The sequence below is a fragment of the Pseudomonas fluorescens genome, assembly GCF_902497745.1.
Classification (GTDB): Bacteria; Pseudomonadota; Gammaproteobacteria; order Pseudomonadales; family Pseudomonadaceae; genus Aquipseudomonas; species Aquipseudomonas fluorescens_BM.
Map to the genome: position 1 here is coordinate 6,009 of NZ_CABVHJ010000008.1, position 10,900 is coordinate 16,908.

11 protein-coding genes are annotated in these 10,900 nt (G+C 47.1%); 5 read left to right on the forward strand and 6 right to left on the reverse strand.

Going from position 1 to position 10,900, the window contains the following annotated elements; all coding sequences use genetic code 11:
* Together F8N44_RS14130 and F8N44_RS14135 are read left to right on the forward strand one after the other, a co-directional pair.
* The coding region (locus tag F8N44_RS14130; protein WP_191630891.1) for a recombinase family protein at nucleotides 1-1,174 on the forward strand (1,174 nt) is incomplete at its 5' end.
* A gap of 327 nt (nucleotides 1,175-1,501) precedes the next feature.
* The gene (locus F8N44_RS14135) at nucleotides 1,502-1,993 is read left to right on the forward strand and encodes a hypothetical protein (RefSeq protein ID WP_150650697.1); all 492 of its coding nucleotides are present in this window, start codon (nucleotides 1,502-1,504) and stop codon (nucleotides 1,991-1,993) included.
* A gap of 87 nt (nucleotides 1,994-2,080) precedes the next feature.
* Here the strand turns inward: F8N44_RS14135 and F8N44_RS14140 are convergent, their stop codons facing one another.
* Together F8N44_RS14140 and F8N44_RS14145 are read right to left on the reverse strand one after the other, a co-directional pair.
* Nucleotides 2,081-2,587 (reverse strand): hypothetical protein, encoded by a 507-nt coding sequence (locus tag F8N44_RS14140; protein WP_150650698.1) that lies wholly within the window; start codon nucleotides 2,585-2,587, stop codon nucleotides 2,081-2,083.
* A 228-nt stretch (nucleotides 2,588-2,815) separates the two neighbouring features.
* Entirely contained in the window at nucleotides 2,816-3,022 is a 207-nt protein-coding gene (locus F8N44_RS14145; RefSeq protein ID WP_150650699.1) for a hypothetical protein, read from the reverse strand.
* A 108-nt stretch (nucleotides 3,023-3,130) separates the two neighbouring features.
* On the opposite strand from F8N44_RS14145, the gene F8N44_RS14150 reads away from it, so the two are divergent.
* Nucleotides 3,131-3,364: a helix-turn-helix domain-containing protein gene (locus F8N44_RS14150; RefSeq protein WP_150650700.1), complete on the forward strand. Its 234-nt coding sequence runs from the start codon at nucleotides 3,131-3,133 to the stop codon at nucleotides 3,362-3,364.
* A 203-nt stretch (nucleotides 3,365-3,567) separates the two neighbouring features.
* Here the strand turns inward: F8N44_RS14150 and F8N44_RS14155 are convergent, their stop codons facing one another.
* The 3 genes from F8N44_RS14155 to F8N44_RS14165 are packed head-to-tail and all read right to left on the reverse strand — an operon-like array spanning nucleotide 3,568 to nucleotide 5,373.
* Nucleotides 3,568-3,825, reverse strand: coding sequence for a bacteriocin immunity protein (locus F8N44_RS14155; protein ID WP_150650701.1), 258 nt, complete (start codon nucleotides 3,823-3,825; stop codon nucleotides 3,568-3,570).
* 2 nt (nucleotides 3,826-3,827) lie between these two features.
* Complete coding sequence (locus tag F8N44_RS14160) at nucleotides 3,828-4,163, reverse strand: DUF6572 domain-containing protein (protein WP_150650702.1); 336 nt, start codon at nucleotides 4,161-4,163, stop codon at nucleotides 3,828-3,830.
* Between the two features lie 22 nt (nucleotides 4,164-4,185).
* Entirely contained in the window at nucleotides 4,186-5,373 is a 1,188-nt protein-coding gene (locus tag F8N44_RS14165; protein ID WP_150650703.1) for an S-type pyocin domain-containing protein, read from the reverse strand.
* Between the two features lie 400 nt (nucleotides 5,374-5,773).
* On the opposite strand from F8N44_RS14165, the gene F8N44_RS14170 reads away from it, so the two are divergent.
* Both F8N44_RS14170 and F8N44_RS14175 read left to right on the forward strand, forming a co-directional pair.
* On the forward strand, nucleotides 5,774-6,331 hold the full coding sequence (locus tag F8N44_RS14170) for a recombinase family protein (RefSeq protein ID WP_150650704.1): 558 nt from the start codon (nucleotides 5,774-5,776) through the stop codon (nucleotides 6,329-6,331).
* Between the two features lie 126 nt (nucleotides 6,332-6,457).
* Complete coding sequence (locus F8N44_RS14175) at nucleotides 6,458-7,051, forward strand: HD domain-containing protein (RefSeq protein WP_150650705.1); 594 nt, start codon at nucleotides 6,458-6,460, stop codon at nucleotides 7,049-7,051.
* A 118-nt stretch (nucleotides 7,052-7,169) separates the two neighbouring features.
* Here the strand turns inward: F8N44_RS14175 and F8N44_RS14180 are convergent.
* Nucleotides 7,170-10,900: type ISP restriction/modification enzyme (locus tag F8N44_RS14180; RefSeq protein ID WP_224794765.1), on the reverse strand; the 3,731-nt coding region annotated here is incomplete at its 5' end.

Below are 10,900 nucleotides of genomic sequence, written 5' to 3' on the forward strand. Positions count from 1 at the left end.
ATCCCTATCAGAGCGAGTCAAGGCAAGTTATAAGAGAAGAGAAGCTCTTGCAATGAATGGAGTCATCCCGAAGCGGAGGACACCCATTTGGCTGAACTCAGATGGCACAGTAAAGCCTGATATTGCCGAAGCAATGAAAGGAGCATTTGAGGATGCGCTATCTGGCATCGGAGAACGACGCATATTAAAGCGTCTTATCCAATCAAACACAGCTTTTGAGACCATAAACCCTAGCACAATCCGTCGATGGTTAACCAATAGGATCGCCATCGGATACTGGAAAGACTATAAAATATATCCATCAATTGTATCTGATGAATTATTCTACCAAGTACAAAAACGCTTTAACGACGAATACAAACCACCAACCGCACCACGCACTCACTTTCTTTCTGGCCTTATTAAGTGTGGGGATTGCGGTGCAAACATGCAGGTTAAGATCAACAAGAACAGTCCATTCACTATGCGATGCACCACTAGATGTGTATATGGTGACTTACGATGCAAAAACTCAAAATCCTTTCCTGTGCCAGTACTTTTACATGTCTGCTATGACACAGCGACAGGCGCAGTTGAAAAAGCAATGCAAAATATTGAACTATCATCATCCCAGAAAAAATTGATTGTAATAGATGGCCAACTGAGAGATATCGGTGAAAAAATAAACAATATAGTTCAATCTTTAGAAAAGTACGGGCCACTGCCCGAGCTTGATAGAAAGATTGCCTCTCTGTGCGAACAAAGAAACAAACTAGAACGTGAAAAGCTGTTAATAACTAACGACACGGTGGAAAACGTATCCAAATATGATGCTGCATGGGACTATCAGTACGAGTTAATCGCAGACCACCCCATGCGCTTGAATGCACTGCTTCAGTCCTCGGGATATAGGATAGACTGTTATTCCGGAGGTTTAATGCTAGCCAACACTTCCGGAAACGACTTTAGCAAGTGCGTCTACGAGGGGTACAACAGGAAGATACAAGCATACAAAATATCTGCACAAGGAAACGTTCATCACATTACAAACAGAGACGGCTCCCTGACTAAAGAGCGCCTAGAACGCTTTAAGACTATGCTGGCCCGCCAGCGTACAGGGGACACGACGACTTTCAAGGCAGTCGAAACAAGCGCAGCAGAGCTAGAGATTTACGAGTTCTACAACAAAATATAATTTTATACAAACACACCAAACTCAGCTTCCTCGCAACGACTTACAAACAAAAAATATCGTCAAAGCCCCCGACCTTTAAGGCGTAAGGGACTATTGAGCGCATGGATCTTTACATCTCTATTAGAAATCAATTTAAGGGCAGCCAAGCCATACAGTAAGTTAATTATAATGACAATCAAACACAAGCCCCAGTACATCCTAGACCAATATCAGGGAATACCAATCAAGTGCAGTGCACAGTACCCTACATTCGAAAACATCGTCCAAGCGCTTTACATTCTCGTTTACGACGCTTCTAGAGTATTTCGATATGCGAGGGGGTATCATGTGCGCACACGCTTCACAGACAAGATGACTTGTTCAGAGTACAGTGCACATCTGAACAACTACTATAAAATCAAATTCAAATATATCCCCCTGAGGGTGACGGTAAGCGAAACTGATGAAAGCGGGATCCACCATCACCACGCGATAATTCTTAATGACAAGTTGAGCAGAAAGTCAAGCCTACAACATCTACATGCAAAGCTGAAGAAAGAGGGCAAGCTGGCTGACTATTCGATTATTGCACCTGACCATGACAAATATGGCCACCACCTCCAGACGATCGAAGACCTTGATTCGTACTTTAAGTGGATGACATATCTGGCAAAGATCAAGTCCAAGCCAATAAAACATCAACTATGGAGTGGAAGCCGCAAAGTAACTTCCATGTTGAAAGATTGGCGAGATAGCAAAATGCCGGATGTGCGCGGCGCAAGGATCAAAGAGATAGATTTTAACGCCCCAGGGCGCGATCTAAGCAATTTTATATCATAGCCCTAGCACACCCATTACCTTGTCACGCAAGCAGCCCTCTATCGCACGACAAGAGCCCTTAAGGGCAAACAATAAAGCCATGCAAACTCAATTTGTGATTTTTTCGGGAAATGCGAGACAATTCACCAAATATATCTTTCCAACAAACTCAACACGCCGACACTGAAAATAGAGTTTAGCACCAGCATCCAGATTCGCCGCAAACTGTAAATTTGATTGCACACCACCTATACTCCATTCATCGCCGGTCAATTTCCACGGCCAAGCCTGATACGCGGATAGCGTTACAGTGACCTCTGAAGGCGAACCAGAATCCAATAATAGGTCAGCATTACCATCGTTAAGCAGCACTTTACTGAGTCGACCGTAATACATCATGGGCTTACTGAACTTCAATTGAGCGCGAGCATTGTTTGCCCGCCACTCCGAAGCAATGCTCTTCGTTGCAACTGCGTTCTCAAAGTTCATCCCGGTTGACTCCATCATTTCGTCAACACGACTGTTGTACATTTGATTAATTGCATCCTCACTAGGCTGTCCAGCCCAAACACTACCTGACAGGACGACGCAGCAAATGTATATGATTTTATTCATGATTTTTAACCAATCTTTTCAATAGACACATATCGATAGCCATAATTAAATTCATCACAACCCAAACCAAGGCTGTGCTTTCTGACGATCTACACATAACAACAAAAACGAGCAGACCACCGAATATCCCGATTAAGTATCGACACATATACAAATACCCGAAACCGGGGAAGATTAAATTCAGCCCTATTGCCACAACCACACTTTTTGATTTCACTCGATCTATCCTTAGCTGCGGAAATTTCGCTTCAGCGAAGGAATACCTAGTAAGAAAATGATTACTGCCAGCATGACCATCACGCTTCCAACAAAAACCCCAACACCGAAAGCTTGGCGAATGCTCCAGACGTAACCCAGCTCCATTGCCAAAATGCCTGCCAGACTGGCCACCGGCATGGTCAGTGTCGCAATAAAAATTGCCGTATATACCTTCATGGTGCCTCTCATTCGGAGTGATTTTATGGCGAATATTCACAGTATACTGTGAGGACGCAGAGACAGTCATCATCGACAGTGACCCCTCTTTAAGATGGGGCTGCAAACGTGGATATCGGCTTTGCTTTTGGGAAGGTTTTGCGCCAAAAACGCAAAGATGCTGGATTAACTCAAGAACAGCTTGCACATGAAGCAGACGTACAGCGCAACTATGTCAGTCTGATAGAGCGTGGAATCCACAACCCTACGATTGCAGTGCTGTTCAAGCTTGCAAGCGCTTTGAGATGCAAGCCTTCAGACTTGGTCTTGAGCTTGGAAAAAATGCTAGAGGAACAGCCGTAGCCAGCTAAACGCGGCTCGCCTTGTGGAATCCTCCGAAGGTTGATCGCTTACTTATAGAGTCGCCCTTCCTGCCCAACCCTCTGGCTAGAGAAGCATGCAGAATGGCAATCCTAGTATGTAGTTGTGCTACCAGCCCCTGAAAAAATCGGGGCCACTTTCTGGAAAACTTTGCCTCGACCTTCACAACTTGTCCCAGTTTTGGATCAGTAGACCTTGAATCCCGGAAAACCTTGAGCAGCTCGCCACGCTTTAACGGCACGTGTAACGTCTTCTGCTGTTCCGCTTGAGCCATCCTCGGGGTAATAGATAAGGTCAGTGCCGTCTGGGTGACCAGTCATTTCGCAAAATTGGTCTAGTAGAACATCTAAAACGTCATCAGTTGCTGCTTTGTTTTCGGTAAGCAGCTTGTGCACGAAGCTGACGAATTCCGATTCGGTGAAATCGGTGATATCGTTTTTCATTGTCAGTCTTTGAGCACAAATTCAAGCTCGATATTTGCTTGTCTTAGCACATCGGTAGCTTGATCAATGAACATTTCTCCTTGTTCCGACAGTTCGTATTTGCCCTGAACGCGGATGATGGGAGACTTCCCAAGTGCGCCGGGTATCTCTGTGTAAATCTCACCGCTCTCGATAAATGCAACGTATGTATTGATCTTGTCTTGAAGTGCTAGCAGGTGCTCGCCCTGTTCGGTTTTGCCTTCCCAAGGCAAATGGTCAGCAATACCCAGGACGATCTTGCTGTTGTCCCATTTCGGGATGCCCCACATATCAATGGTTTTTGGGTCTGTTACTGACATGACAACTCCTTAAATACTTTGACTACTTTGGTCGCACGATGTCTACTCGGGTGGGAGGGATAACTGTCCCTCCTGGGAATCCCGGCTTACCTTTGCCAACGATGGTGCCACCGCTTCGCTCTATTTCTGGAAACGCTTTTTTCTGATTGCGCGTGAGTGGCGCAGTATCAGATGCTTTGCATTCGACACAGCTGATATCGCCGTTCTTATCTCTACCGATCATATCTAGGCGCGTTCGCGTGCCGCTCTCAGTCTTGACGGTCACCTGCTGGCCGGACTCTTCCATTTCGTCGGAGAAACCGCCATAGGTTTTGTCTTCAAACTCGGCACCGGCGGCTTTGTTCTTCTCCAACTGAGTGCTTAGAACAATGTAGATTGGCTCAATGCCAGAGCCTGGAAACCAGATAATTGCATCTTGGAATTCTGGAGGGTGTGCCGGGTTTGCCAGTAGGGTGTCAGATTTTGCCGTCGGCGGATACACCCACACAGGTGGTAACTGTGGTGCACCTTCCAGTGCAGGAATACCCAGAACACCGTCACCACTTGCCGCTGGCGTCCAAGTAAGACCTATACCATTGCCAATGTCGGCAACGTAGTTTTCGCCGTCCTTCTTGGCTTCGATGACAGGAACATTTTCCCAGTCTGTTTTACCGCCCGTGTAGAAGCCGTAAGCGTTGACAGAACCATCCGGTAGGGTCTTTACGTTGACTCGCACACGGGTACGGCCTGCTTCAAGCGTTGCGTATTGGTCGCTTTTATAGAAAGCGCTGTCGGGTGCAATGCTGGTGTTCGGTATCAGCATCCCAATCGTGCCCACTACGAAGCCAGCAGCAACAACGCCTGAACCTTTCAGCAGCCCCAGTGACAACGATCCGCCAAGACGTTGAGCAATTGCGCTGCCAGTAGCAGACCCGCCAACCAGTTGCAGTGGGGTGCCTTGGGTGGTAATCGCTGCCCCGGTTCCAAGTACAGCCCACAGTCCGTAGTCGGTGAGTTTCTCTATAGGCACAAACCCAGACTGGTTCTTGTGATCGATTACACCGTCAGGGAGGTTGCAGCTCTTGGCGAATACACAGCCCATTGTGTCGGGCTTGTCTTCCGGTGTCGGTGCAAGGTTTTTGTATTCCGCCCAACGCTGGGCATGGATATCGACAGGCTCTACACCGCTGTTGCGGTAGCCCTTTGGCGGATTGGGTACATAGCCAGACATGCAACGTCCTTTCGTCCTTGGGGAATTCCAGCGTGAGGCTGGTACAGAATGACCCTACGGCAAAGTTCACGCTCTGGCTGTAGGACTAATCCCAAAAGCCATGCTGAATTTTCCATGTTCCATGTCATTTGCTGTCGTGCAGAGGATACCGGGTTGGCAATTGCTGTTGAATGGTGGCAATTCGCCGTCAGACAAAATAAAAAGTGCCGACTGCGTCTTTCGTCGCTACGAGAGAAGTCCAGACACATGACCAACTGCGTTCATTTGGGTACACCCATTCGACGACAACTCAATGAACACACAACCCGCCCTAAAACGTATTCATTTGGGTTGCAATAAGAAATGAATACATCAATAATTACAACCTCTAGAATCTAATGAATACAAATGGTGAATTAACATGGCAAATGTAGGTTACGTCAGGGTTTCGACCGTCGATCAAAATTCAGTTCGGCAACTAGATGGTGTGTCTCTTGAGCGCCTGTTTGAAGACAAAGTGTCGGGAGTAACTACGGATCGTCCCCAATTACAAGAAATGCTGAGGTTCATTCGTGAGGGCGATACCGTGCACGTCCACTCTATCGATAGGCTGGCACGGTCATTGGAGGATTTGTTAAAGCTTGTCAAAGATCTGAATAACAGGAAGATCGGCATCCACTTTCATAAAGAGCAGTTGCTGTTCACAGGCGAATCTAACCCCGTGCAAGAACTGATGCTTTCTCTGTTGGGTAGCGTGGCCCAGTTTGAACGCGCAATGATTAAAGAACGGCAACGGGAGGGAATAGCGAAGGCGAAAGAAGCAGGTGTATATAAAGGGCGCGTAAAAATTGTAGATGACGCAGCCATACGGGCGGCAATGCAAAGTGAAGGCGCATCATTTCGCAAAGTGGCGAAGGCTATGAACGTGAGCCTAAGCACGGTTCAAAGGGCTATGAAAGCGCAGACACACGCCCTCTGATAGATGCAAATCCCGAAATAACCGCGAGGCGCGCAGGGTCAGCAATGCGTCCTTTACGGTCAGTGTTGCGAAACTATCGAGGCGTAGACTGTTGGCGTCCAACCAACGAAGAAGAAAGGACAGCCAATGGTTGCTAAAGCCCGTTTTACCCATATGAAGGATGGCACTCAGGAAGACTGGGAAATCATAGCCCAGCACTTCAGTGCCTACGGTAGGCAGCTGCCAGGAAGAATATTGAATCACCTAAGGCTGCTTGATGGTGATTTTGGCGGGTTTCCTGTTGACCGTCTGACTCATTGCCTGCAAACCGCGACTCGTGCCTATCAGGATGGACGCGACGAGGAATATGTTGTCTGCGCTCTGCTACACGACATCGGCGATACTCTAGGTTCATATAACCATCCCGATATAGCTGCCGCGATCCTCAAGCCTTTTGTCAGCCCGGAAAATTTGTGGATGGTCGAAAAACACGGCATTTTCCAGGGTTACTACTTTTTCCATCATCTAGGCATGGATCGGATGTTGCGCGAGCAATTCAAAGGACATCCGCAATACTGGCAAACCATTGAATTCTGTGCAAAATATGATGCCGCAGCCTTCGATCCCGCGTATGAAACCATGCCTTTGAACTTCTTTGAACCGATGCTAGAACGAGTATTTGCTAACCCGAAAAACTCGATCTATACATCGGCGGTCGAAAAAAACACATCCCGGGTTTAAGTCTTCAAATCAAAGCGTGGGTCTGTCGGCCTAGACCCACGCTTTGGCTACCTTCACCCCTGTTTTTTACATGGTGGAGTTGCGCCTTTCAATACTAACGAGAAAAGCATGTTGCGTATCAAATATCCAACGGCGGCAACGATTCAACGATTTTCATAGTTTCAAGACTAACCGTGATCACGCGCAAGAACAGCTCTAACGGGTACTTCGGGTTTTTCATGGTTTCAATGGCCCATTCATTAGCATCGTTGACAATACCGCTGGCTTTATCGGTTTTGACACACTGACGATCCACAACCCAATCCAATGCAGGCTTGCCGCCGACAATGTACTCGTACGCCGTCAGCGGAATATCTGTGATAGATACTTTGTCGTTGTAGTGCAAAGTAGACAAATCCTTATTTTTACCTTTTTTGCCGTACTTCATCTTCTCAACTCGGAAATCTCCAGCCGCACTCCCACCTGAAACTTTGGCGGGAAATAGCTCTGCAGACTCGTAGTTTATGTGAAGCTCGGCCAAAGACCGGCCCGCCTTTGAAAAACCCCAAAAGCCTTCAGCAGTTTGAACGCAAGGGATACATGGCAGCTCTTTAGCTAGATTATCGGCATACCTATCGCGATACTCAGGCGAATGAAGCAAACCATACACATAAAAGAATACATCTTCCTTGCTGATATGCTTGCCTGGATAAGCCTTATGAAAGTGAGCCAACCCCTCGTCCGTCACGGCATCGCGACGTTGACGCACTGGCTTAGTGGAAACGCTAAGCAAATCGCCTTGAGTGCCTAAGTCTTCGTCGACAACATCATAAAGATAAAGCGGGAAGCATTGTGATTTCTCAAGACTATCAAAGTTTGGAAGCGTGTTGGACATCAACGCTGAGAACCCACTTCTCGAACCTATACCAGAAACACAAATCACCAAATTTTCTGCCATCGCATCGGGAAAAATGCGCGGCATCTGATAGACCCTTTCGTTCAAACCACGACTGTAATAAAGCCACTGCTTGGTGAACGGACGATACAAACTTGGAGTCAGTGCGGTTACATCAAAACTCAAGCGACGGTTTTTACTCAGCTCTTGTTTTACGTTATGCGTCCAACTAATCTGCGTGGGATCAGTATTAATAAATCCGTCTACTTTCTCTTCCCGAGCTTTCTTGTCTAACCCAATGTGTGCCACGTTGAAGCGGATTATTTCTGCGTTGTAGAAGTCGATCATCCGTTCCATGTTGGCCCCCACAGAAAGCTTGCTAGCGTTGTAGCACCACGAGTCTCGAGCTGTGAGTATTCCCTGTGAAAAGTTTTCGAAAAGTTTGGCTCCGCCTTTTTTCTTGTCACCCAGGACGATAAAATCGTTGAAGCTGCCATCACGTTGTTGCAGCCAATCACCGTGTCCATCGGGGATGATATTTTCCCAAGCGTTAGTAGCGGTAATCCCCGACATACCGATAAGGCTGCTTAGCTTTTTGAGTTTTTCAGACTGGGATAAATCATCCCCAATATCGTGATAGTAGATTTGCCCATGCAGTTTTGCATCCGGATTTTTAACGAACAAAGTTATGGCGATACCAGTCATGCTTCCGCTACCGAATATGTTATGCCCTTCCTTTGCCCGCCCCTTACTCAGCATATTCTTGCGAATATCACCTCTCATGTTAAGCACATACATGTTTGTAAATTCTTCAGCTAAGGCTTTTCGCATGCCATCCATCGCTGGCTTTTCCACAAAACCGGAGCCTGAAACATAACCAACTACGCCACTATCGCCAATTCGGTCACTAGCCCAACGAATAGCACGAATATAACTATCATAAAGATTTTTTGAAAGAGTTGCATTAGAACGCGCAACATATGTTTCCCGAATACGGCTATCCAAGTGAGGGTAAACAACATTATCGTTGTTGTCATTCTCGCTTTTCTGCCCTACTGAATAAGGTGGATTACCGATGATTACTCGGATGTCCAAATTTTTCTGACGGGTTCGTCGGGCGCTGTTTTGAACTAATAACTCGTTAACAAGATCGTCCTTTTCGTACATCTGAAAAGTATCAGTCAGACAGATACCTTCGAAGGGCACGTAGTCTCCCCCAACCAGGGAGTGATAAACTGCCTCTATGTTGATTGCTGCAATATAGTACGCCAACAGCACCAACTCGTTAGCGTGGATCTCGCCCTTATACTTTTTCTTAATCTGGTCAGTTGTCATGAGGCCTGACTGGAGCAGACGAGTGATAAACGTTCCCGTACCAGTGAAGGGATCTATGATGTGCACACCATCACTACCGAGTGTTTGGCCGAATTCCCTTTTAAGCACGTCATTGACGCTATGAATAATAAAGTCCACTACTTCTACTGGGGTATAAACAATACCTAGTCGCTTGGCCAAATTAGGGAACGCGCCATTGAAGAACTTATCGTATAGTTCTTTAATGATTCGCTGCTTCCCTTGTGCGTTATCTATGCCCTGAGCGCGCTCACGAACGCTGGCATAAAAGCTTTCGAGGGTATCGGCTTCTTTGTCCAAGCGATGTTCGTTCAAAACATCTAGCACGTTTTGCATGGCTTTAGACATTGGGTTGTGCTGGGCAAAGCTATAGTCTTCAAAAAGAGCGTCGAACACTGGCTTGGTTATCAGATGCTGGGCTAGCATCTCAATAATTTCGCCATCGCTGATGCTGTCATTAAGATCGTCTCGCAACTCGGTTGCAAAGGCATTAAAAGCAGCCTTTTCGGTTGTGTTGGCGGGATCTTCAAGGATGGCCTGAATGCGGTCGATGTGAGTGTGAGCAATCCTCGCAATATCTTTAGCCCAGTCCTCCCAGTGATGCCGGTTCCCACATTTTTGTACCACTTTGGCATAGATGGCTCGTTCAAGCTCGCCAACTTCATAGGTCAAGTCGCCCTGCTGAGTCATTTGGCCATGAGAATCGTGCTTGCTCTGGCTCCCGATGCCAAACTGATCTTTTCCGGCATTTTTATTCCTAGTGGCATCGCTGCGTTTTTGCCTCTTCTCAACCTTATCCGTGATGGCGATAACCTCCATCTTACGAGGATCGTGCCCCGTAAGGTCGAGCTTGTTGACCATTGCATCGAAGCGATCATCGTGTGAGCGCAAAGCTTGAAGCACCTGCCAAACCACTTTGTAGGTCTGATTGTCGTTGAGCGCTTCGTGCGGTTCCATCCCAGCAGGAATCACCACTGGTAACACTACATAACCGCGTTTTTTTCCGGGAGCATTGCGCATCACTCGGCCCACAGATTGGACTACGTCTATCTGAGAATTACGGGGGGTGAGGAACAACACTGCATCCAGTGCAGGAACATCTACCCCTTCTGACAAGCAGCGGACATTGCTCAGAATACGGCAGGTACGTTCAGGAGCATCAGCTTTGAGCCATACGAGCTTGGTGTCTTTTTCGCTGGCATTCATGCTGCCATCGACGTGTTCTGCTTCGCAGATTAGTTGTGAGGCATCATCGATTTGCTCTGAATTTTGGTACGCCTCCACAACTGCTTGGAACATACCGGCTATGTTTTTCGAGCTGACCTTGTGCGCCCCCTTCCGATTATTGCTGGGCTCAATAACCTGACAGAAAGCCACAGCGCGTTTCATCGGCTCGTTGTCGCCTACCAGATCATCGGTCAGACCTTGCTTTGCTAAAGCCTTCCAGCAACCGACAATTTTGGCCGCGTCATCGACTTTAAGCTGGTTATCACTATCTTTAAATAGTTCTTGTAAACGACGGTTGACATGCGATTCTTCAACTGCCAAAACAAGCACCTTGTAATCGACTAGTAGGCCTCGCTGAACTGCCTCAGAGAAAGTAATGGTGTACAGCTCTTTGC